Origin of the sequence: Pseudomonas sp. BNK-44-b (genome assembly GCF_047456245.1) — a bacterium.
Taxonomy (GTDB): domain Bacteria; phylum Pseudomonadota; class Gammaproteobacteria; order Pseudomonadales; family Pseudomonadaceae; genus Aquipseudomonas; species Aquipseudomonas machongensis.
On record NZ_CP179908.1, the window covers coordinates 4,275,296 to 4,298,420 of the forward strand.

Sequence of the window (23,125 nt, forward strand, 5' to 3'; positions counted from 1 at the left end):
GCGCGGCAGGCAAAACGTGATGGGCTTGACCGTTTCGCAAATGATCCGGCCGTTCACTTTCAGGCGACCTCTGCCCCATCGTCAGGCCAGTGCGGCTCGTTGGCACCGGGAGGTGTCAGTGGTGGCAGGCCATAGGCGGCACGGGCGTCATCACAGCTGGGATTGTGCACCCCGTTCTCCCACGAAGCGTCGAACTCGCGGCAGGGGGTGGAACGATTCTCGTAGATGGTGCACCCGACCTTGTTGCCGATCTCGCCGTCCAGGCTGATACAGCGGCAAGGCTTGGCGTCTGTGCCGATCATCGCCACACGGGTCGGATTGATCTGCACCACCAGATCGTCGGGCACCAACCCGCCCGAAGACTGGCATTCACCCCAGAAGAAAGACACACGAAAGTAGCCGCAGCAGGCGCCGCAGGTCAGGCAAGGGTTCTGTTCGGACATGATGGCCAGGAAGGGAAGTTGTTGTTATCGAGCGGGCGCTCGCGGCGCCATTTTTAATCCAAGCACGAGCGGCTGGATAGAGGGGAAATGAAAAAAAGACGGCCGCTGGTCGCGACCCTCGAGCGCCATGTTGCCAGCGGCAGGTAAAGCCGCAAACGGCCTGCCATCGCAGACCTGCTTGCGGCTTGAGCCGGGGGCTTACTTGCTGGTCAGGCCGTCGGCGCGGAACATCTGACGGATGCCGCGGATGGCCTGGCGGATACGATCCTGATTCTCGATCAGGGCAAAACGCACATGGTCATCGCCATAGTCGCCGAACCCGATACCGGGCGAGACACAGACCTTGGCCTCGGCCAGCAACTTCTTGGAGAACTCCAGCGAGCCGAGGTGCGCATAAGCTTCGGGGATCTTGGCCCAGACGTACATCGAGGCTTTCGGGTTCTCGACCATCCAGCCCAGCTCATGCAGCCCCTTGACCAACAGGTTGCGGCGTTGCCGGTACTGCTCCGCGATGTCGCGTACGCACTGCTGGTCGCCCTCCAGCGCAGCGATTGCCGCCACTTGCAGCGGAGTGAAGGTGCCGTAGTCGTGGTAGCTCTTGATCCGCGCCAAGGCGCTGACCAGCTCGGGGTTGCCGACCATGAAACCGATCCGCCAGCCCGCCATGTTGTAGCTCTTGGACAGGGTGAAGAATTCCACCGCGATATCCTTGGCGCCGGGCACCTGCATGATCGAGGGGGCCTTCCAGCCGTCGTAGACGATGTCGGCGTAAGCGAGGTCGTGCACCACCAGCACGTCGTACTGCTTGGCCAGGGCGACCACACGCTCGAAGAAGTCCAACTCCACGCACTGCGCCGTCGGGTTGGACGGGAAGCCCAGGATCATCATCTTCGGCTTGGGGATCGATTCGCGGATCGCACGTTCGAGCTCATTGAAGAAGTCCACGCCCGGTACCAGCGGCACCGAGCGAACCTGAGCACCGGCAATCACCGCCCCGTAGATGTGAATCGGGTAGCTTGGGTTGGGCACCAGCACCGTGTCGCCATGGTCGAGGGTGGCGAGCATCAGGTGCGCGAGGCCCTCTTTCGAGCCGATGGTGACGATGGCTTCGCTGTCCGGGTCGATCTCGACCTCGTAGCGTTCCTTGTACCAGTTGGAGATGGCGCGGCGCAGACGCGGGATGCCGCGCGAGGTGGAGTAGCCGTGGGTATCTTCACGCTGGGCGACCTGCACCAGCTTCTCGACGATATGTGGCGGGGTCGCGCCATCCGGGTTGCCCATGCTCAGGTCGATGATGTCTTCGCCGCGACGGCGTGCCGCCATCTTGAGCTCGGCAGTGATGTTGAAGACGTAGGGGGGAGACGATCGATGCGCGCAAAGCGGCGCGGCGAACCTGGGTTGGCCATGCTTTCCTCGAGAGACGTAAGCGCCCGGAACCGTCCGAGCGACGTTGGCCACTGCGGTGGCCGAGGCAGAAAATAGTCTGGTTGCCCTGGCGTTGTAAAGGGGCTACCGACAGATTGGCAGCCCCGCCAGCGAGACTCGCTCGTTGGCGGGTAAGCGTGTAACTCAGCGCAAAGCCTTGTAGGCGTTCAAGTCGAAGCGCTGGATGCTCAACCCATCGCTGGGGTCCATGTGCTCGCCACGCACCTGGGTGAACTCCGTGGCAATGCTGCCGCGGTGAACCATACGTTCATCGGCAGTGCCTTCGGTCAGTACGGTATAGGACTTCTTGCGCATGGCGCGGTAGAGCTCATCGTTCGCGTCGATGGTCTTGTGATAGGTCATCAGCGCCGCATCGCTCAAATCCAGACACTTGTCCAACGTTACACCCCAACGCTTCAGGCAAACCTCGGCGAAGTGCCGTACGATCATCCCCGGTTCAGGCAGTGCCTTGCCGGAACCTGCGCCGTCTATCGAAGCATTGCCCACCAGCGTTGCATGACGGCCCGGCATCGGGAGAACGCTCATACGCGTACCGTATGCAGTGACAGGCACCACACAGGCGAAACCTTTGGATCGCTCGTCTCGTGCGTAGAACCCCACGTACTCCTTCACGTTGGCTCCCAGTTGCACACGCTCAGACTGCACGTTACCCACGCCGGGCACCGGATCGATGGCAAAGATGTTGACCTTTACATCGCACAGCTCCGGGTCTTGCGCCATGGCGTTGGCAAGCATGTGACAACTGATTCCGCCCCTGCTCCACCCCACCAGGTTGACCGTGGTCGGGATCAGCGGTTTGCGCAGTTGCTTGATCAACTGCTCCTGCAAAGCCTGAGGGGTCACCGCGCGATCGCCGTAGTCGTAAGTGCGCCAGAACCACGAGCCGCCGGCCTCGGCATCAGGAATGGGAATGCCTGCACTCTTCAGGTTCTGGTATTGCTGCTCGGTGAGCTTGGTGCGGGCCCAGGTACTCTTGCCCTTGATGACCTGCAGGGCGTGCTGCACATTCTCATCCCAACCCTTGCCGAACAGGGTGCCGGTCACTTTGTAGTAGTCGCCGTCATCGACGAACAGGGCATCGTCCTGCAGGTTGCCACTGCCTGGGCCATCGACTGTGATCCAATCGACGAATTCCCTGCCGGAGTGATTGCTCGCCAGCGTGGCGATCAGCTCACCATTCCAGAAGTTGGGGTTCTTGTCATCGAAACGATGGGACCCGGTGCCACAGAAATAGACGGTAAAAACACTCATTTGGATGCCTCCTGATGGTTTGGAGGCCCAAACTAGTGTGTTCGAACGCCTGCACGCAGACGGAAAATCTGCCAACAAAAAACCCGGCCAAAGGCCGGGTTCTTGTAAAGCGCGAAGGCTTCAGCGTGCGTAGGTCATCAGCACGTCGGCAGCGGTCTGGCTGTCCACCGACATCATCACGCTCAGCGCGGTAACGGTCAGGATGGAGAAGCCGAACACCTTGCGTGCCCACTTGCTGTCGTCCTCGGCCTTGTAGCCACCCCAGGCCATGTACAACCAGTACAGACCCATGGCAGCCGCAACGGCCAGGTAACCCAGACCGGCATACCCACCCAGCGTCAGCATCAGCGTGGCGAGCACGAAGGCCAGCACGTACAGCACGATCTGCTTCTTCGCCGCCAGGATACCGCGAGCCACCGGCAGGACCGGGATGTTGGCAGCGCTGTAATCCTTGAAGCGGAAGATGGCGATGGCAAAGCTGTGCGGCATCTGCCACAAGCTGAACATCACCAGCAGCGTGACCGCTGCCAGGTCGAAGCTGTTGCTCACTGCGCAATAGCCGATCACCGGAGGCATGGCACCGGACAGGCTGCCGACCAGGGTGCCGTGCACCGATTTGCGCTTGAGCCACAGGCTGTAGAAGCCTACGTAGACCACGAAGCCGATCAACGCGCAGAACGCCGACAGCGGGTTGGCCTGGACATACAGCAGGCTGAAGCCCGCCACCCCAAGCAGGGTGGCGTAGATCAGTGCGAGGGGCAGCGACATACCGCCCTGGACCATGACGCGGTTCTTGGTACGTTCCATCTTCTGGTCGATGTCACGGTCGATGCAGTTGTTGAACACGCAACCGGACGCAACCACGAGCGAAGTACCTACTACCACCGCCAGGAACAGGGCGAAGTCCACATGGCCCTTCGCGGCAAGGAAGAAACCGCCTGCCACGGAAAGCACGTTACCGAAAATGATCCCCGGTTTGGTGATTTGGATAAAGTGCTTCACGGACATGCAGTCTTACCTCACTTGGCCAACATTTCGTAGTGGATGCTGAACATGATCCACAGCGACAGGCCTACCAGCAGTGCGATTACCAGAGCGGTGAACAGGAACGTCGAGACAGTGGAACGCTGCTCTTTCGAGCGGTCCATGTGCAGGAAGTACACCAGGTGCACCACGACCTGGATGACGGCCATGGCCACCACGATCAGGACGGTCAGGTTCTTCGGCAGGGTCGGATACATCACCAGGCCGAACGGGATCGCGGTCAGGATGATCGACAGGATGAAGCCGATCATGTAGGACTTCACGCTGCCGTGGTTACCTTCGTGGTGAGTGTCGTGTGCGTTAGCCATTACAGAACCCCCAGCAGGTAGACGACGGTGAAGACGCAGATCCAGACCACGTCCAGGAAGTGCCAGAACAGGCTCAGGCAGCTCATGCGGGTCTTGGCAGTCGGCGTGATGCCGTGCTTGTTGATCTGGTACATCAGGATGGCCATCCAGATCAGACCCGAGGTCACGTGCAGGCCGTGGGTACCGACCAGCGCGAAGAACGCCGACAGGAAACCACTGCGCTGCGGGCCGTAGCCTTCAACGATCAGGTGATGGAACTCGTAGATTTCCATCGCGATGAAGCCTGCACCGAACAGGAAGGTCACTGCCAACCAGCCCAGTACGCCTGCCTTGTTACCGGCGAACATCTTCAGCATGGCGAAGCCGAAGGTGATCGAGGACAGCAGCAGGAATGCGGTTTCGACCAGCACGAAGTCGAGCTGGAAGATGTCATGACCCGACGGGCCGCCGGCAAAACTGCCGGACAGCACCGCGTAGGTGGCGAAGAGCGACGCAAACAGGATGCAGTCGGTCATCAGGTACAGCCAGAAACCGAAGACGGTCATCTGGCCCGAGTCGTGGTGGTGATCGTCGTGCCCATGGTCGTGACCATGTGCATCGCCGTGAATTACTTGACTGGACATTGATTACACCCGTTCAAAGGTTTCGACACGTGCGCCACCGGTAGGTACACCGGCAAGCTGCAGGGCCCGCTGGCGTTCGCCTTCGATGCGCGCCACTTCTTCGGCAGGGACCATGTAGCCCTGGTCGTCACGCGCAGCGTGGCGAACGAAGACCGCGATGGTTGCTACCAGGCTCGCACCCACCAGCCACCAGATGTGCCAGATGAAAGCGAAGCCGAAGATGGTCAGGAACAGACCCATGAACAGACCGGTAGCGGTGTTGTTCGGCATGTGGATCGCTTCGTACTTGGCCGGCACCTTGTAGGCGACACCGGCTTCCTTGGCTTCTTGCCAGGCGTCCAGGCCGACCTTCTCGGGCATGTGGGCGAAGTTGTAGAACGGAGGTGGCGACGAAGTCGACCATTCCAGGGTACGGCCACCCCATGGATCGCCGGTGACGTCCAGGTTCTGGTTGCGGTCGCGAACCGATACGTACAGCTGGATCAGCTGGCAGGCGATACCGAACAGGATCAGCACTGCACCGACCACGGCCACGTACAGGTAGGGTTCCCACAGTGGGTTGTCGGAGTGGTTCAGACGACGGGTCATACCCATGAAGCCCAGCGCGTACAGCGGCATGAAGGCCACGTAGAAACCGGACAGCCAGAACCAGAATGCCGCCTTGCCCCACTTCTCGTTGAGGGTGAAACCGAAGGCTTTCGGGAACCAGAAGGCGAAGCCGGCAATGTAGCCGAACACCGCGCCGCCGATGATCACGTTGTGGAAGTGGGCGATAACGAACAGGCTGTTGTGCAGCACGAAGTCAGCACCTGGAACGGCCAGCAGTACGCCGGTCATGCCACCGATGGAGAAGGTGACCATGAAGCCCAGGGTCCAGAGCATCGGCGGAGTGAAACGCACGCGGCCCTGATACATGGTGAACAGCCAGTTGAACAGCTTCACACCGGTCGGAATGGAGATCAGCATCGTCGCCAGGCCGAAGAAGGTGTTGACGCTGGCGCCTGCACCCATGGTGAAGAAGTGGTGCAGCCAGACCGCGAAGCCCAGTACGGCAATGGCACCCGATGCGTAGATCATCGCGTGGTGGCCGAACAGACGCTTGCTGGAGAAGGTCGAGGTCACTTCCGAGAACACGCCGAACGCCGGCAGGATCAGGATGTACACCTCAGGGTGACCCCAGGCCCAGAACAGGTTGACGTACATCATCGGGTTCCCACCAAGCTCGTTGGTGAAGATGTGGAAGTCCAGATAACGGTCAACGGTCAGCAGGGCGAGTGCGGCGGTCAGGATCGGGAAGGAAGCGACGATCAGCACGTTGGCCCAGGTGCAGGTCCAGGTGAAGATCGGCATGTCCATCAGCTTCATGCCAGGTGCGCGCATCTTCAGAACGGTGACCAGGAAGTTCACGCCTGTGAGTGTCGTACCCAAGCCTGATAGCTGTAGCGCCCAGATGTAGTAGTCAACCCCTACGCCCGGACTGTACTGGATCCCCGACAATGGCGGATAGGCAACCCAACCGGTCTTGGCGAATTCGCCGACGCCCAGGGAGATGTTGACCAGCAGCACACCTGCCAGCAGCAGGTAGAAGCTCAGGGAGTTCAGGAACGGGAAGGCAACGTCACGTGCACCGATCTGCAGAGGCAGGGCCAGGTTCATCAGGCCGGTGAAGAACGGCATCGCCATGAAGATGATCATGATCACACCGTGGGCGGTGAAGATCTGGTCATAGTGTTCAGGCGGCAGGTAGCCTTCGGAGCCGCCGGTAGCGGCAGCCAACTGGGTACGCATCATGATGGCGTCGGCGAAGCCGCGCAGCAGCATGACCATCGCGACGATGATGTACATCACCCCGATCTTCTTGTGGTCGACCGTGGTCAGCCACTCGGTCCACAAGTAGGACCACTTGCGGAAATAGGTGAGGGCACCAACGACGGCGAGGCCCCCGAGCGCGACAATGGCAAGCGTCACCATGACTATCGGCTCGTGATAGGGAATCGCCTCCAGGCTTAATTTACCGAACATCTCTTACTCCTCTGCACCGGCAGCTGGTTGCATACTCGTTTCCACACCCTTGGTAGTGGCCAGGTCTTTGCTGCCTGCTTCTTCGTGGCTCGGACGACCACGGTTCATGCCTTCGTACTTGTCGACGATGAGCTGGAACGTGTCAGGCGAAGCCTCGCTGTACAGCTCGACTGGGTTGTTTTCGCTTGGTTTGGCCAAGGCGTCGTATTCGGCCTTGTCCAGCTTCTTCGGCGAAGCCTTCACTTGCGCGACCCATGCATCGAAGTCGGCTTGCGAAGTGGCGGTTGCCTTGAATTTCATACCGGTGAAGCCAGCACCGCTGTAGTTCGCGGAGATACCGTCGAACTCGCCATTTTCGTTGGCGATCAGGTGCAGCTTGGTGGTCATGCCAGCCATCGCGTAGATCTGGCCGCCCAGCGCAGGGATGAAGAACGAGTTCATCACGGCGTCGGAGGTCACGCGGAAGTTGACCGGAGTGTTAGCCGGGAAGACGATCTTGTTGACCGTGGCAATGCCCTGCTCCGGGTAGATGAACAGCCATTTCCAGTCCAGGGCGACCACGTCGATCTGCACCGGCTTCACATCGGAATCCAGCGGACGATAAGGGTCGAGCTTGTGGGTGGAGTGGTAGGTGACGTAGCCCAGGGCGATGATGATCAGGATCGGGATGATCCACACCGCAGCTTCGATCTTGGTCGAGTGCGACCAGTCGGGGGTGTAGGTGGCAGCCTTGTTGGAAGCACGGTACTTCCAGGCGAAGACCAGGGTCATGATGATGACTGGCACCACGACCAGCAGCATCAGGCCGGTAGCGATGAGGATCAGGTTCTTTTGCTCAATGCCGACCTGGCCCTTCGGGTCGAGCAGGGTCCAGTTGCACCCACTGAGTAAAAGCATGCCTAAAAAGGGCAATATGCCAAACAGTCTGGGGTAACGCTTTTTACTCATCTCACGACCTCTAGATCAGCTTGCTTCAATGCAATGTGTTTTGTTCGCCAACACTTCGTCCTGCCAAGCGTTAGCATTTCGAGCTCGAACCCGCGCCTGCCTGGGATCCGACTGCTGGATCTGGGCGTTGAGCGTATGGACGAGCTTGGGGTTTTCTTAGGCTAAAGGCCTGTACTTCAGACCAATTCCATTTGGTGCGGGAAAACGCGGAGGGGTGTCCGCCCGGATCGCCGTTGGGCGAAACTTGTCGAAGTCAGCAAAAGGAGCGCTGGGGCTTCCTTCAATCCTGCGACTCGCAAGCAGTGCCGAACGGAAATTGGGGGCGATTGTAGATAGGTCGCCCCCCCTTGACTATGACTTATTGAGCAACAGTCTTTTACAGGATTTGTAATAATCCTGCCTGAAAAATCAACTTCGCGACAGTTTGTCGCACCCGGCTTGATAGCCCTGAAACCCTTGTACTACAAGGGCTCAACGTTGATCAGGATCAGTCTCTGGGGAAATTTTGCCGGTTATCTCACCGTGCAATAGACCTGCATCAAATCGGGACTTTTGTCTAAGCCCGGCGCCGATTCCGATAGATGCCCAGCGGCACGAGGATGGCAGTGAGGACGAACGCCACCAGCGCCCATTGCGCCAGCGACAGACCCAGGATGGGCGGGTACGGTGTGGTGCAGAAACCGTCGACCTGGAATGCCAGGGGCCAGAGTCGCGCCAGGGGCAGGTCGTCGACGATCGGCTGCAGTACATCGACACCGCAACTGGCGTACGGGTTGGCGAGTATATACACATGGTTGCCGGCCGCAACGATTCCGCCAATTGCGCTGAGCACGACCAACGCCTCGAAGAAGGTCAGGCTCCGTCGTCCGGGCATGGCTGCGGCAATGAACGCGAACAGCGCGATCAGCAGCAAGGCATAGCGCTGCAGGATACATAACGGGCAAGGTGCCTCGCCTAGCACGACCTGCATGTACAGCGCGCCGCCGATCAGCGAGAGGCAGATTACCCCCAACAGCACGAGGAAGCGCCGTTCCCGATTCAGGCGCAGGGTTTGTTCGTTCATTGCCGATTCCTTGGATGGATAGGTGGCAGCGTGTTCCGCCTGCCTGGGCGCAAGTCTACACGCAGGGATGGTCTCTTAGCGTGTCGAGGAAGCGGCGAGACAGCGCTGCGCAGGGCTATCCGGAGATGCTGTGACCGGCGTTGGCAACATCGGTTCAACCTTGGCCGGTAAAAAAAAGCGGCTGCCCGGGCGTCGCGCAGGGACCAGCCCCTCGACACCCGGGAGTGAAGGATACAGTGATTAAAGGAGGATTAAAGATGAAAGCTGCGGGGCGCTGTTCATCCTTCCTTATATATGGACAGGCCAACCCCTTCGCGGGCTTGCCCGCGAAGACGCCAGCCTGGTCAGTAGATCATTCCAGAGCAGCCGCCGGCCCGAAGAACTCGTAGCGGCTCTGCGCATCCGGAACCCCCAGGGCCTTGAGGTGACGACGGATCGCCGCCATGAAGCCCTTTGGTCCAAGGAAGTAGGCATCCACGTCACGCGCTCGCGGCAGCCACTCGGCCAGCAGATCCTGGGTCAGCAGGCCGACCGCATTGGCGTCACGGCTGCCGTCGTCCTCGGCATAGCAATAGAAGCGTTGCAGTTGCGGATGCTGCGCCGCCAGGCTGTCGATCCAGTCACGGAAAGCATGCACCGAACCGTTGCGTGCGCAGTGGATGAAGTGCACCGGACGCTCGGTCTTCAGCGCAGCCTCGAGCATCGCCAGGGTCGGGGTGATGCCGACACCCCCACTGATCAGCACCAGCGGCTTGTCGCCAGGTGCCAGGGTGAAGTCGCCAGACGGCGGGAACAGCTTGAGCGTGTCGCCGACCTGCAGTTGATCGTGCAGATGGTTCGACACCTTGCCCCCGGCCTCGCGCTTGACACTGATGCGGTACTGTTCGCCATCGCACAATGCCGAGAGCGAATAGTTGCGGCGCTGTTCGGCACCGTCGATAAACAACTGCAGGCCGATGTACTGACCAGGCTCGGCCTTGAGTACCGGCTTGCCATCGATGGGGGCGAAGTAGAACGAGACGATCTCGCTGCTTTCCTGCTCACGACGCACCACACGAAAATCCCGGGCACCACGCCAGCCGCCGTCAGCCTCTTCCTTGGCCTTGTACAGGCCCTCTTCGGCACCGATAAGAATATCGGCCAGCTGGCCATAGGCCGCGCCCCAGGCAGCGATCACTTCCGCGGTGGCGATGTCCTTGCCCAGCACTTCCTCGATGGCGCGCAGCAGGCAACTGCCAACGATCGGGTAATGTTCGGGCAGGATCTGCAAGGCCACATGCTTGTTGATGATCTGGCCAACCAGGCCACCCAGTTGTTCCAGCCGGTCGATATGACGGGCATACATGAGCACGCCGTTGGCCAGCGCACGAGGCTGGTCACCGCTGGCCTGGTGCGCCTGGTTGAACAGCGGACGCACTTCGGGATACTCGCTGAGCATCATCTTGTAGAAGTGGGTGGTCAGCGCCTCGCCACCGCTTTCGAGCAGTGGGACAGTGGCCTTGATGATTGCACGTTGTTCGGCATTGAGCATTGCAGTGACTCCCTGAGCCTTGGGCTACGAATGGTTACCCAGCCCACTTCAGCAATCGTGCCAACTCCAAAGCCCAATGAAACCGAGGCCTGCAAGCAATCCATGTCAAAAAGACCTACTCCGGTATATAGTCATGATGACCAACAGGAGTCCAAATGACTACAAAGCCCCTGCTCACCGCCCTCCTCCCCCTCGTCAGCGACCTGTCTCGCGACCTGCCCGACCAGGAGCGCTATCGTCGCCTGCTGCAGGCCATGCGCGGTTTGCTGCCTTGCGATGCGGCCGCCTTGCTGCGGCTTGACGGCGAATGGCTGGTGCCGCTGGCGGTCGATGGCCTGTCGCCGGACACCCTGGGACGGCGTTTCCGTGTCAGCGAACACCCCCGCTTCAAGATTCTGCTCAGCCGCAGCGAGCCCACCCGCTTCGCCAGCGACAGCGACCTGCCCGACCCTTATGACGGCCTGGTCAACGCCCACGATGCAGACCTGGAAGTGCACGACTGCATGGGCTGCCCGCTGATGGTCGATGAACGACCCTGGGGCCTGGTCACACTTGACGCCCTCACTCCCGGCCAGTTCCAGAGCCTCGAGCTCGAAGCACTGCAGGCTTTCGCCAGCCTCGCCGCCGCGACCGTCACCGTGGCCGAGCGTATCGAGGGCCTGGCCCTGCGTGCCGAGGACGAGCACCTGCGCGCCGAGGTCTATCGCCAGGCCAGCGGGCAGGACAAGGAATTGATCGGCCAGAGCAAGGCCCACAAGCGGCTGCTCGAGGAAATCCGCCTGGTCGGGGGCAGCGACCTGACCGTGTTGATCACCGGTGAAACCGGCGTGGGCAAGGAGCTTGTGGCCCAGGCCCTGCACCGCGCAAGCAATCGCGCCGACAAGCCCTTGGTCAGCCTCAACTGCGCCGCCTTGCCCGACACCCTGGTGGAAAGCGAACTGTTCGGCCACGTGCGCGGCGCGTTCACCGGCGCCCACGGCGAGCGACGCGGCAAGTTCGAACTGGCCAACGGCGGCACACTGTTCCTCGACGAAGTGGGCGAGTTGCCGCTGGCCGTGCAGGCCAAGCTGCTGCGGGTGCTGCAAAGCGGGCAACTGCAACGCCTGGGCTCTGACCGCGAACACCGGGTCGATGTGCGCCTGATCGCGGCGACCAACCGCGATCTTGCCGAAGAGGTACGCAATGGCAACTACCGCGCCGACTTCTACCATCGCCTGAGCGTCTATCCACTGCTGGTGCCGCCACTGCGCGAGCGCGGGCGTGACGTGCTGATGATCGCGGGCTATTTCCTCGAGCAGAACCGTTCGCGCCTGGGGCTCAACAGCCTGCGCCTGAGCGCCGGTGCCCAGTCGGCATTGCTGGCCTATGACTGGCCGGGTAACGTGCGCGAGCTGGAGCATCTGATCGGGCGATCGGCGCTCAAGGCCCTCGGCTCACACCCGCAGCGTCCACGCATCCTCACGCTGGAAGCGCCCGACCTCGACCTGCGCCCAACCGTTGCCATACCCGCTGCCAGTGTCCCCGTATCGCCCACGGATCTACCACAAGGCGGGCTGCGCGAGGCGCTGGACGACTACCAGCGACAACTGATCGAAGCTTGCCTGACGCGCCATCAGGGCAACTGGGCTGCTGCCGCCCGCGAACTGGGGCTGGACCGGGCGAACCTGAGCCGACTGGCCAAGCGCCTGGGGTTGCGCTGACGGCAGCCCCACAGGACCCGCGCCAACCATCAGGATGAGGGCCTAAAGCCTGGCTACTCCAGGCCGATAACCCGACATCTCTCCTTTCCAGACATACCTGAAGGTTACCCATGGCCACGCAAAATGCCCGCGCGGACTCGCTGTCCCTGCTGCTGTTCACCCTGCGCAGCGGCAAGCTGATGGCTATCAACCTGCTCAAGGTCAGCGAGATCATCCCCTGCCCGCCCCTGACCAAGCTTCCCGAGTCGCATCCCCACGTCAAAGGCGTAGCGACCCTGCGCGGCAACTCGCTGTCGGTGATCGACCTGTCGCGGGCAATCGGCGAAATGCCGTTGGCCGACCCGGATGGCGGCTGCCTGATCGTCACCGACATCAGCCGCACCCGCCAGGGCCTGCACGTGCAGGCGGTCAGCCGCATCGTCCATTGCCTGAGCACCGACATCAAGCCACCGCCCTACGGCTCGGGCAACCGCTCCTTCATCACTGGCGTGACCCGGGTCGACAATACGCTGGTACAGGTGCTCGACATCGAGAAAGTCATCCACGGCATCGCCCCGCCGGAACCTGAAACGCATCCCGGCGAACTCAGCGCAGAAGACGCCAGCCTGCTGGCTGCCGCCAACATCCTGGTGGTGGACGACAGCCAGGTGGCGCTGCAGCAATCGGTGCACACCCTTCGCCACCTCGGCGTCGAATGCCATACCGCGCGCAGCGCCAAGGATGCGATCAACGTCCTGCTGGAGCTGCAGGGCACCGCCCAGGAAATCAACATCGTGGTGTCAGACATCGAAATGTCCGAGATGGACGGCTACGCCTTCACCCGCACCGTGCGCGAGACCCCGGACTTCAAGCACCTCTACGTGCTGCTGCACACCTCGCTGGACAGCGCCATGAGCGCCGAAAAAGCCAAGGTCGCAGGCGCCAACGCGATTCTCACCAAGTTTTCCTCGCCCGAGCTGACCGACTGCCTGGTCGTCGCGGCGCGAGCGGTCGGGTTCGCCGAGCGCTGATACATCTGGCGACACAATGCCTTCACTTGATGGTGGGGAGGACTCGGGCATAATCACTCCCCTTCCGAGGTTTTCTTGCCGGTACCGCTTATGACCCTTCTTCGCATTGCCCTGATTGCCCTCGCCATGACCAGTGGTCTTGCCCAGGCCTCCAGCCCCGACGCCTGGAACGAGTACCGCCAGCAGATGGTCAAGCGCTGCCTGGCCGCCAGCCAGTTCAAGGACGCCCACGCCCTGGGCAAGCCCGCCGAATTCGACGACCGCACCGCCTACAGCGCCCTGCTGATCGAAGGCGTGTACAAGCCGAAATCCATGAAGAACCAGACAGGCACCGAACTGTGCCTGTACGACCGCGCCCAGCAGCAAGCCTACGTCACCGAATGGAAGCCAGGCGCCAAGTGAGCGACGGCATTCGTTTCGCCTGCACCGGCTGCGGCAAGTGCTGCACCGGCCACCACGTACCCCTCACGCTCGCCGAGTCCCGCCAGTGGGCTGCCAGTGGCGGCCAGGTCGTGGTGCTGATCGAAGGCTTCATCACCGATGGCCCGGGCATGCCGGTCGAGCAACGCGATCATGTGCTGCGCCGTTCGCTCGCCGTGCCTTGCGGGAGCGCCGAGGTGCGGGTCTCGGTGACCTTCGCGGCCTTCAATCCAGGGCGCTGTCGCAACCTGGATGCCAACAACCTGTGCGGCATCTATGAAACACGCCCGCTGGTCTGTCGTATCTATCCGGCCGAGGTCAACCCGCACCTGCCTCTGCGCGTCGAAGCCAAGGATTGCCCACCCGAAGCCTGGCAACAAGGCCCGCAACTGATCGTCGGCAACAGGGCCGTCGATCCGCAACTGGTCGCACTGATCGAAGCCTCGCGCCAGGCCGACCGCGACGACATCGCCGCCAAGGTTGCCGTCTGCCAGGCGCTGGGCATGACCACCAGCGCGCTCAAGGGCAACGGTTTTACCGCCTGGCTGCCAGACATGCCGGCGTTTCTCGCGGCGCTGGATCAGGTGAGCGCTCAAGCGCACGTGCCATGGACTGTGCATGTGCAAGATGCCGAACTGGCCGACGGGCTGCGGGAGCATGGGCTGCTGACGACCGGCGAAGCGCCGGTGTACTACGCCTTTATCGGGTTCTGAGCTGGAATCTAGGGTCCCTCACCTCCAACGTTGGCGTTCGACTCCAGGGCAAATCCCGGACGAGCATTGGTCCAGCTCAATTCCTTGGCAACTGGCCATCAATGATTGGAAACTGTCAGCGCTGTCAGCCAGACGTCACGTTGCCGACCCGATCGGCGGGCTATAAGCAGAAAAGAATCTGACAAAAGTCTGGAACCGAAAGACGCCAGCACGGTTTCCAGCCCTCCCCCACTGACCGGTATCAGCCTCGATGCGACGTCCCTCCCGCCCCCTCGTCCTCGCCGCCCTGGCCATCCTCCTGCTTATCGCCTTGGCCGGTTGGCTGCGCCTGCGCCAGGATACGCCTGCCCCACGCGCGCAAAACGCCGTGCCGGTGAGGGTGATCAGCGTCACCCAGCAGGACGTGCCGCGCTTTGCCAGCGCGATCGGCTCGGTGCTTTCGCTGCACAGCGTCGATGTACGGCCGCAGGTCGAGGGCACCCTCACCCAAGTGCTGGTCAAGGAGGGCCAGTGGGTCAAGGAAGGCGACCTGGTCGCCACCCTCGACGACCGTGCGATTCGCGCCAGCCTCGATCAGGCCCGCGCCCAACTCGGCCAGAGCCAGGCACAGTTGCAGGTGGCCGGTGTCGACCTCAAGCGCTACCGCCTGTTGAGCAGCGACGACGGTGTCTCGAAGCAGACCCTCGACCAGCAACAGGCGCTGGTGAATCAACTCCAGGCCACGGTCAAGGGCAACCAGGCGGCCATCGCCAATGCCGAAGTGCAGCTGTCGTACACGCAGATCCGCTCACCGGTGACCGGTCGCGTCGGCATTCGCAATGTCGACCCCGGTAACCTGGTGCGCAGCAGCGACACCCAGGGTCTGTTCAGCGTCACCCAGATCGACCCGATCGCCGTCGAGTTCGCCCTGCCCCAGCAGATGCTGCCGACTCTGCAGACGCTGCTCAAAGCGCCCTCGCCGGCGCTGGTCGAGGCTTACATGGACGCCGACGGCGAACGCAGCCTGCTCGGCCAGGGCCATCTGGCGCTGATCGATAACCAGATCTCGGCCAACACCGGCACCGTGCGCATCAAGGCCGAATTCGACAACAAGGATGGCCTGCTGTGGCCCGGCCAACTGGTGACCATCCGCCTGCGCACCGCTGTCGATGAGCAGGCGCTGGTGGTGCCGCCACCGGTGGTGCAGCGCGGCGTCGATGGTCATTACGTCTACCGCCTCGATGGCGACAAGGTCGCCAGCGTTCCGGTCAAGGTGCTCTACCAGGACAGCGACCTGAACATTGTCGCCGGGGTCAAGGCCGGTGATCGCCTGGTGCTCGACGGCCAGTCGCGCCTCAAGCCCGGGGCACGGGTCGAGGTTGCCCCCGACGTGCCCGCCAGCCCCGAAGTGGCTGACCGCCGGAGCCAGCCATGATCACCCGCAAAGGCGTTTCGGCCTGGTGCATCGACCACCCCATCGCCACCCTGCTGCTGACCTTCGCCCTGGTGCTGCTGGGGGCCATCGCCTTTCCACGCCTGCCGGTGGCGCCGTTACCCGAGGCAGATTTCCCGACCATCCAGGTCACCGCACAGCTTCCCGGCGCCAGCCCGGAAACCATGGCGTCGTCGGTGGCGACGCCGCTGGAGGTACAGTTCAGCGCCATCCCCGGCATGACCCAGATGACCAGCAGCAGCGCCCTGGGCTCGACCACGCTGATCCTGCAGTTCACCCTCGACAAGAACATCGACACCGCCGCCCAGGAAGTCCAGGCCGCGATCAACACTGCCACTGCGCGCCTGCCGCAGGACCTGCCCAGCCCACCGACCTGGCGCAAGGTCAACCCGGCCGACAGCCCCGTGCTGGTGCTGACCGTCAGCTCCCAGCAGATGCCTGGCAACGAGCTCAGCGACTACACCGAAACCCTGCTGGCGCGCCAGCTCAGCCAGATCGACGGGGTCGGCCTGATCAACATCACCGGCCAACTGCGCCCCGCGATCCGCGTGCAGGCGCAGCCCGAGAAGCTCGCGGCCATCGGCCTGACCTTGGCCGATATCCGCCAGGCCATCCAGCAGACCAGCCTGAATCTGGCCAAGGGCGCGCTGTACGGCGAACACAGTGTCTCGACCATCGCCGCCAACGATCAGTTGTTCCACCCCGAAGACTACGCCCAGCTCATCGTCAGCTACCGCAACGGCGCCCCGGTGCGCCTGCAGGACGTAGCCAAGGTGATCGAAGGCGCCGAGAACGCCTATGTCAAATCCTGGTCCGGGGACAAACCTGGGCTGAATCTGGTGATCTTCCGCCAGCCCGGCGCCAACATCGTCGACACCGTCGATCGCGTGCTCGACGCCCTGCCCCGTTTGCAGGAAATGCTCCCGGCCTCGGTCGAGGTGTCGGTACTCAACGACCGTACCCAGACCATCCGCGCCTCGCTGCATGAAGTGGAACTGACGCTGATGATCGCGGTGATACTGGTGATCGGGGTGATGGCGTTGTTCCTGCGCCAGTGGTCGGCAACCCTGGTCGTCTCCAGCGTGCTGGGGGTGTCGCTGATCGCCAGTTGCGCACTGATGTACGTGGCAGGCTTCAGCCTCAACAACCTCACACTGGTGGCCATCGTCATCGCCGTGGGCTTCGTGGTTGACGACGCCATCGTGGTGGTGGAAAACATCCACCGTCACCTGGAAGCCGGCGATGACAGCCGCACGGCGGCGATAAAGGGCGCCGGGGAGATCGGCTTCACGGTGATCTCGATCAGCTTCTCGCTGATCGCCGCGTTCATTCCGCTGCTGTTCATGGGCGGCGTGGTCGGGCGATTGTTCAAGGAATTCGCCCTGACAGCCACTTCGACCATCCTGATTTCGGTGGTGGTATCACTGACCTTGGCCCCGACCCTCTGTGCCTTGTTCATGCGCAAACCGCCGCAGGAACACCACGACGGCTTTGGCCAGCGCCTGGTGCGCTGGTACGAAAAGGGCCTGGACCGCGCCCTCGCCCACCAACGCCTGACGCTGGGTGTGTTCGGCCTCACCCTGGCGTTGGCGGTGATCGGCTATGTCGCCATCCCCAAGGGTTTCTTCCCGCTGCAGGACACCGGCTTCATCCTCGGCACCAGCGAGGCCGCAGCCGACGTGTCGTATCCGGCGATGATCGAGAAGCACAAGGCCCTGGCAAAGATCATCGAAGCCGACCCTGCGGTGCGCGCCTTCTCCCATTCCGTCGGGGTCACCGGCAGCAACCAGACCATCGCCAACGGCCGCTTCTGGATCAGTCTCAAGCCCCGCGGCGAGCGCGATGTATCAGCCAGCGAACTGATCGACCGCCTGCGCCCGAAACTCGCCCAGGTGCCCGGCATCGTCCTGTACCTGCGCGCAGGCCAGGACATCAACCTCAGCTCCGGCCCGTCGCGCACCCAGTACCAGTACGTGCTCAAGAGCAACGATGGCGTGGCCCTGAACCTGTGGACCCAGCGCCTGACCGAACGCCTGCGGGAAAACCCGGCATTGCGTGACCTGTCCAACGACCTGCAACTGGGCGCCAGCGTCACCCACATCGACATCGACCGCCAGGCCGCCGCACGCTTCGGCCTGACCACCACCGACGTCGACCAGGCGCTGTACGACGCCTTCGGCCAGCGCCAGATCAGCGAGTTCCAGACCGAGACCAACCAGTACAAGGTGATCCTCGAACTCGATGCCCGCCAGCGCGGCAAGGCCGAGAGCTTGAACTATTTCTACCTGCGCTCGCCGTTGTCGGGCGAGATGGTGCCGCTGTCGGCCCTGGCGCATGTCGCACCGCCCAGCACCGGCCCGCTGTCGATCGCCCACGACGGCCTGTTCCCGGCCGCCAACCTGTCGTTCAACCTCGCCCCCGGCGTGGCCCTGGGTGATGCGGTGCGCATCCTCGAACAGACCCAGCGCGAGCTGGGCATGCCCGACGCCATCGTCGGCAGTTTCCAGGGCGCGGCACAGGCGTTCCAGAGTTCGCTGTCGAGCCAGCCGTGGCTGATCCTCGCCGCACTGGTGGCGGTGTACATCATCCTCGGTGTGCTCTACGAGAGCTTCTTACACCCGCTGACGATCATCTCCACCCTGCCCTCGGCGGGGCTTGGTGCCCTGATCCTGCTCTGGGCCATGGGCCAGGACTTCACCATCATGGGCCTGATCGGCATCGTGCTGCTGATCGGTATCGTCAAGAAGAATGGCATCCTGCTCATCGACTTTGCCCTCGACGCCCAGCGCACCCAGGGCATGACGCCCGAGCAGGCGATCCACCAGGCCTGCCTGACGCGCTTCCGGCCGATCATGATGACCACCCTCGCCGCCCTGCTCGGCGCCGTGCCGCTGATGTTCGGCTTCGGAGCCGGTGCCGAGCTGCGCCAGCCGCTGGGCATCGCGGTGGTCGGCGGCCTGCTGGTCAGCCAGGCGCTGACGCTGTTCACCACCCCCGTCATATACTTGGCCCTGGAACGTGTGTTCCACCGCCGCAAGGTCGCCAACGCGGCCGCGACTGCCAGTTGAGACAAACCCATGCGTGTGCTGATCGTCGAAGACGAAGAAAAAACCGCCGACTACCTGCATCGTGGCCTGACCGAGCAGGGCTTCACCGTCGACTTGGCCCGCGATGGCATCGATGGCCTGCACCTGGCGCTCGAAGGCGACTACGCGGTGATCGTGCTCGACGTCATGCTCCCGGGCCTGGATGGCTACGGCGTGCTGCGCGCCCTGCGTGCGCGCAAGCAGACGCCGGTGATCATGCTCACCGCCCGTGAGCGGGTCGAGGACCGCATTCATGGCCTGCGCGAAGGTGCTGACGATTACCTGGGCAAGCCGTTCTCCTTCCTCGAACTGGTCGCCCGCCTGCAGGCCCTGACCCGTCGCAGCACCAGCCACGAGCCGCTGCAGATCCAGGTCGCCGACCTGTGGATCGACCTGATGGCGCGCAAGGCCAGCCGCGCGGGCCAGCGTCTGGAACTGACCGCCAAGGAGTTCTCGCTGCTCAGCGTGCTGGCCCGGCGCCAGGGCGAGATCCTGTCAAAGACCGCCATCGCCGAGCTGGTCTGGGACATCAATTTCGACAGCGACGCCAATGTTGTCGAGGTCGCGATCAAGCGCCTGCGCGCCAAGCTCGACGGGCCGTTCGACAACAAGCTGCTGCACACCATCCGAGGCATGGGCTATGTCCTGGAAAACCGTGCGGGCTAACTCCCTGGCCCTGCGCCTGTCGCTGCTGTTCACGCTGGTGGCGCTGGCGGTGTTCGTGCTGATCGGCAGTGCGTTGTACCGCCAGGTCGATCGCAGCCTCGACCTGCTGCCGGCGGCCGAGCTGGATGCGCGTTTCAGCGTGCTGGAGTCCACCCTCAACCGCTTCGGCACCCTGGAGCACTGGGTGAAGATCCACAACAAACTCAACCTGCTGGCCGAAGAAGACCGGCGCATCCGCTTCTGGGTGGTCAGCGATGATCCGCGCTTCGAGTACGGCCATCCCAACGAACAGTTGCGCCGCTTCGCCCAGGGCCCGGAAGGCATGCGCGACCTGCGCCTGACCGACAACCCCTACCCGTTCAAGATCCTGGTCAGCCAACTGCCGGCACTGGGTGAACGGCCGGCGGTACGTTTCATGATCGGTATCGACACCCAAACCTTCTGGCAGGCCCAGCACAGCCTGCTGGTGGCCATTGTCGGCCTGGCCGTGCTCGGTGTGCTGCTGGCCTCGCTGCTGGCCTACTGGGTCGCACGCATCGGCCTGCGTCCGCTGCTGGCGCTGTCAGCCGAGGCCCAGGCGCTGGCCCCACCGCGCCTGGACGGACGCCTGCGCACCCAGGACCTGCCGCCGGAGCTGGCGCAGTTTGCCGAGGCCTTCAACGCCGCGCTCGACCGGGTCAGCCAGGCCTATTCGCGGCTCGAAGCCTTCAACGCCGACGTTGCCCACGAACTGCGCTCGCCGCTGACCAACCTGATCGGCCAGACCCAAGTGGCCCTGACCCGCGGGCGCAGCGCCGAGCACTACTTCGAAGTGCTGCAATCGAACCTGGAAGAGCTAGAGCGCCTGCGCAGCATCATCAACGACATGCTGTTTCTCGCCAGCGCCGATCAGGGCAGCAAGGCCACCGCCCTGACCCAGGCCTCGCTGGCCGAGGAAGTGGCCACGACCCTCGACTACCTGGACTACATCCTCGAAGACGCCCAGGTCAGCGTCACGGTCAGCGGTGATGCCCAGGCCCCGATCGAGAAGGCCCAACTGCGCCGCGCGCTCATCAACCTGCTGAACAACGCGGTACAGCACACTGCGCCCGGGCAGGTGATCCAGGTGCGAATCGACGTTGAGCAAGAGCGGGTCAGCATCGCCGTAAGCAACCCCGGCCCGGCTATCGATGAAGCGCACCTGCCACTACTGTTCGAACGCTTCTATCGGGTGGACGCCGCGCGCAGCAACAGCGGCGGTGGTAACCACGGGTTGGGGTTGGCGATCGTCAAGGCCATTGCGCTGATGCATGGCGGCAGTGTTTTTGTACGCAGCGAAGGGGGCGCCAATACTTTCGGCATCAACCTGCCGAGCGCTCAACTACGCGGTTTTAGGGTAAAAGTCTGAAGACCCACGCAGTCATTATTACTTTTTGCGCAAGAGTGATTATCCTCTGCGGTGCTGTTTCAAGTGCCTCTTCAGGACTAACTTAGCCCTGTCTTCACTCACACTTGCCACGCAAGAAGGTTGTTTCAAATGTCCAACAGTATGGGTATTGCCAGCGTCTTCGTCCTGTCGTCCCTGTTGTTGTCGCCCCTGGCCATGGCTGAGGAATCGCCGGCCTTCGTCGCCCGTAACGCAGAGATCGCCGCCACCCTGCAACAGACGCAGGACGCCTATGCCGCGCAGCACCAAGGTGCAGCAAAAGACGCGCAACAGACAGCTTCCAAAGTCACGACCGATGACAATGCCGACAGCTGATCGGCAGCCGGAACACGCCCTGTTTTCCCCCGGCTACGCCATGGGCAGTGCCTGTGTCGATATGTTAGCCTTTTAAAGCCGCTGCGCATCAGCGGCTTTTTTTATGCGCTTTAATTATCAGCCGGTTTGTAACGTCCCTCATAAGAAACTGCAATTCCGACAATTAGAAACTGCCTCACTGTTAGACCAAAGGAGCATTTACTCGTGTCCCTCGCTTTCCGTTTCACGCCTCTGTTCGTTGCATTGGCCGCAACGATTCCCCATGCCGCCCAGGCGGACGACGAAAAAGCTGATGGTTTCATCGAGGGTTCGTCGCTGAACCTGCACTTTCGCAACGCCTACTTCAACCGCAACCAACTCAACCAGGGTGTGCGCGACAATCGCGAGTGGGGCCAGGGCGCCGTCGCCCGCTTCGAGTCGGGCTATACGCCCGGTGTGATCGGTTTCGGTGTCGATGCCCACGCCATGCTGGGCCTGAAGCTCGATGGCGGTGGCGGCCACGCTGGCACCAGCATCCTGCCGACTCACCAGAAGAACGAAGACGAACTGGGCGCCGCGCCGCATTCGTTCTCCACCGCAGGCGCCGCGGTCAAGCTCAAGGGCTTCGACACTGAACTGAAGGCCGGTGACCTGTTCCTCACCAACCCAGTGATCGCCGGTGGCGAGACGCGCATGCTGCCGCAGACCTTCCGTGGTGTAGCACTGACCAACACCAGCGTTGAAGGGCTGCTGCTCGAAGGCGGCCAGGTGAGCTTCACCAAGCCCTACAACCAGAGCGGCCACCGCCGCATCGACACCTACTACAGCCAGCAGACCGACGACCAGCGCAGCAAGCACCTGTCGTGGGCTGGCGCCGCGTGGAACGGCACCGAGAACATCACCGCCAACCTCTATGCCGCCGAACTGAAAGACATCTGGAACCAGTACTACGCCGACTTCGACTACACCTACGCGGTCAATGATCTGGTCAGCCTCAACCCGGGCGTGCACTTCTATCACACCCAGGACACTGGCCAGTCGAAACTGGGCAAGATCGACAACAACACCTACAGCCTGCACTTCACCGTGGCGGCCGGTCATCACAGCGTCACTGCCGCCTACCAGCGGGTCAACGGCAATACGCCGTTCGACTACATCAACCTGGGCGACAGCATCTACCTCGACAACTCGCGCATGTACTCGGACTTCAACGGCCCTAACGAGCGCTCCTGGAAGCTGCAGTACGACTATGACTTCGCCGGGCTCGGCATCCCGGGGCTGACCTCGTCGCTGTCGTATTCGCGCGGCAAGCTGGACCTCACCAAGGCCGATCCGAACAGCGTCGGCTATGGCCACTGGTACAGCGAGGACGGCAAGGATGCGCGCCACTGGGAACGCGACCTGGACGTGAAGTACGTGTTCCAGGAAGGCCAGTTCAAGGACCTGTCGGTGCTGCTGCGCTATGCCAGCCATCGTGGCAGCCAGGGGTACTCGGCTGTGGATAACGACAACGACGAGTTGCGTGTGATCGTCGACTATCCGCTGAACGTGTTCTGATCGGCCCTCTCTCAGCGGATGGCACCGGCGTTGCCGGTGATCGCGGGACGAGCCCGCTCCTACAGTTCTGTAGGGGCGGGCTCGTCCCGCAAAGCCCCTGATGCATTTCCGACGGACTAATCTTGTCCGACAATTGCCACTT

General features: G+C 62.4%; 19 protein-coding genes and 1 pseudogene. 10 read left to right on the forward strand and 10 right to left on the reverse strand.

Annotation, left to right across the window (positions count from 1 at the left end; genetic code table 11):
• Positions 1–59: 59 nt before the first annotated feature.
• From ACMGGG_RS19610 to hmpA, 10 genes and pseudogenes are all read right to left on the reverse strand, one after another.
• Positions 60–443, reverse strand: coding sequence for a YkgJ family cysteine cluster protein (locus tag ACMGGG_RS19610; protein WP_054892519.1), 384 nt, complete (start codon positions 441–443; stop codon positions 60–62).
• Positions 444–641: 198 nt separating this feature from the next.
• Positions 642–1,849 (reverse strand): annotated as a pseudogene (gene alaC, locus ACMGGG_RS19615) (alanine transaminase).
• A gap of 163 nt (positions 1,850–2,012) precedes the next feature.
• Positions 2,013–3,140 (reverse strand): hypothetical protein, encoded by a 1,128-nt coding sequence (locus tag ACMGGG_RS19620; RefSeq protein ID WP_153774772.1) that lies wholly within the window; start codon positions 3,138–3,140, stop codon positions 2,013–2,015.
• Positions 3,141–3,260: 120 nt separating this feature from the next.
• Positions 3,261–4,148, reverse strand: a complete 888-nt coding sequence (cyoE, locus tag ACMGGG_RS19625) for a heme o synthase (protein WP_054892516.1) — start codon at positions 4,146–4,148, stop codon at positions 3,261–3,263.
• An 11-nt stretch (positions 4,149–4,159) separates the two neighbouring features.
• Positions 4,160–4,492 carry a cytochrome o ubiquinol oxidase subunit IV gene (cyoD, locus tag ACMGGG_RS19630; protein ID WP_054892515.1) on the reverse strand — a complete coding sequence of 111 codons (333 nt, stop codon included), beginning with the start codon at positions 4,490–4,492 and terminating at the stop codon, positions 4,160–4,162.
• Entirely contained in the window at positions 4,492–5,115 is a 624-nt protein-coding gene (locus tag ACMGGG_RS19635; protein ID WP_054892514.1) for a cytochrome o ubiquinol oxidase subunit III, read from the reverse strand. The genes cyoD and ACMGGG_RS19635 overlap by 1 nt, the downstream gene beginning before the upstream one ends.
• Before the next feature lie 3 nt (positions 5,116–5,118).
• On the reverse strand, positions 5,119–7,137 hold the full coding sequence (gene cyoB, locus ACMGGG_RS19640; RefSeq protein WP_063546100.1) for a cytochrome o ubiquinol oxidase subunit I: 2,019 nt from the start codon (positions 7,135–7,137) through the stop codon (positions 5,119–5,121).
• Positions 7,138–7,140: 3 nt separating this feature from the next.
• Complete coding sequence (gene cyoA, locus ACMGGG_RS19645) at positions 7,141–8,085, reverse strand: ubiquinol oxidase subunit II (RefSeq protein WP_054892512.1); 945 nt, start codon at positions 8,083–8,085, stop codon at positions 7,141–7,143.
• A gap of 556 nt (positions 8,086–8,641) precedes the next feature.
• Positions 8,642–9,148, reverse strand: coding sequence for a disulfide bond formation protein B (locus tag ACMGGG_RS19650; protein WP_054892511.1), 507 nt, complete (start codon positions 9,146–9,148; stop codon positions 8,642–8,644).
• Between the two features lie 352 nt (positions 9,149–9,500).
• Positions 9,501–10,679 (reverse strand): NO-inducible flavohemoprotein, encoded by a 1,179-nt coding sequence (gene hmpA / locus ACMGGG_RS19655; RefSeq protein WP_112899155.1) that lies wholly within the window; start codon positions 10,677–10,679, stop codon positions 9,501–9,503.
• Between the two features lie 155 nt (positions 10,680–10,834).
• On the opposite strand from hmpA, the gene norR reads away from it, so the two are divergent.
• From norR to ACMGGG_RS19705, 10 genes are all read left to right on the forward strand, one after another.
• Positions 10,835–12,379 carry a nitric oxide reductase transcriptional regulator NorR gene (norR, locus tag ACMGGG_RS19660; RefSeq protein WP_414154248.1) on the forward strand — a complete coding sequence of 515 codons (1,545 nt, stop codon included), beginning with the start codon at positions 10,835–10,837 and terminating at the stop codon, positions 12,377–12,379.
• 110 nt (positions 12,380–12,489) lie between these two features.
• Complete coding sequence (locus ACMGGG_RS19665) at positions 12,490–13,389, forward strand: chemotaxis protein (RefSeq protein WP_054892508.1); 900 nt, start codon at positions 12,490–12,492, stop codon at positions 13,387–13,389.
• Between the two features lie 90 nt (positions 13,390–13,479).
• Positions 13,480–13,791 carry a hypothetical protein gene (locus ACMGGG_RS19670; RefSeq protein ID WP_054892507.1) on the forward strand — a complete coding sequence of 104 codons (312 nt, stop codon included), beginning with the start codon at positions 13,480–13,482 and terminating at the stop codon, positions 13,789–13,791.
• A complete protein-coding gene (locus ACMGGG_RS19675; protein ID WP_063546103.1) occupies positions 13,788–14,522 on the forward strand; it encodes a YkgJ family cysteine cluster protein in 735 nt (244 codons plus the stop codon). The genes ACMGGG_RS19670 and ACMGGG_RS19675 overlap by 4 nt, the downstream gene beginning before the upstream one ends.
• Positions 14,523–14,772: 250 nt before the next feature.
• The gene (locus ACMGGG_RS19680) at positions 14,773–15,936 is read left to right on the forward strand and encodes an efflux RND transporter periplasmic adaptor subunit (protein ID WP_414154249.1); all 1,164 of its coding nucleotides are present in this window, start codon (positions 14,773–14,775) and stop codon (positions 15,934–15,936) included.
• A complete protein-coding gene (locus tag ACMGGG_RS19685; protein ID WP_414154250.1) occupies positions 15,933–19,022 on the forward strand; it encodes a multidrug efflux RND transporter permease subunit in 3,090 nt (1,029 codons plus the stop codon). Before ACMGGG_RS19680 ends, ACMGGG_RS19685 begins: the two co-directional genes overlap by 4 nt.
• A 9-nt stretch (positions 19,023–19,031) precedes the next feature.
• The gene (locus ACMGGG_RS19690; RefSeq protein ID WP_063546106.1) at positions 19,032–19,706 is read left to right on the forward strand and encodes a heavy metal response regulator transcription factor; all 675 of its coding nucleotides are present in this window, start codon (positions 19,032–19,034) and stop codon (positions 19,704–19,706) included.
• Entirely contained in the window at positions 19,681–21,093 is a 1,413-nt protein-coding gene (locus ACMGGG_RS19695; RefSeq protein ID WP_414154251.1) for a heavy metal sensor histidine kinase, read from the forward strand. The genes ACMGGG_RS19690 and ACMGGG_RS19695 overlap by 26 nt, the downstream gene beginning before the upstream one ends.
• A 129-nt stretch (positions 21,094–21,222) precedes the next feature.
• On the forward strand, positions 21,223–21,447 hold the full coding sequence (locus ACMGGG_RS19700; protein WP_414154252.1) for a hypothetical protein: 225 nt from the start codon (positions 21,223–21,225) through the stop codon (positions 21,445–21,447).
• Between the two features lie 204 nt (positions 21,448–21,651).
• Positions 21,652–22,983, forward strand: coding sequence for an OprD family porin (locus tag ACMGGG_RS19705; RefSeq protein ID WP_063546109.1), 1,332 nt, complete (start codon positions 21,652–21,654; stop codon positions 22,981–22,983).
• The last annotated feature ends 142 nt before the right edge of the window (positions 22,984–23,125 follow it).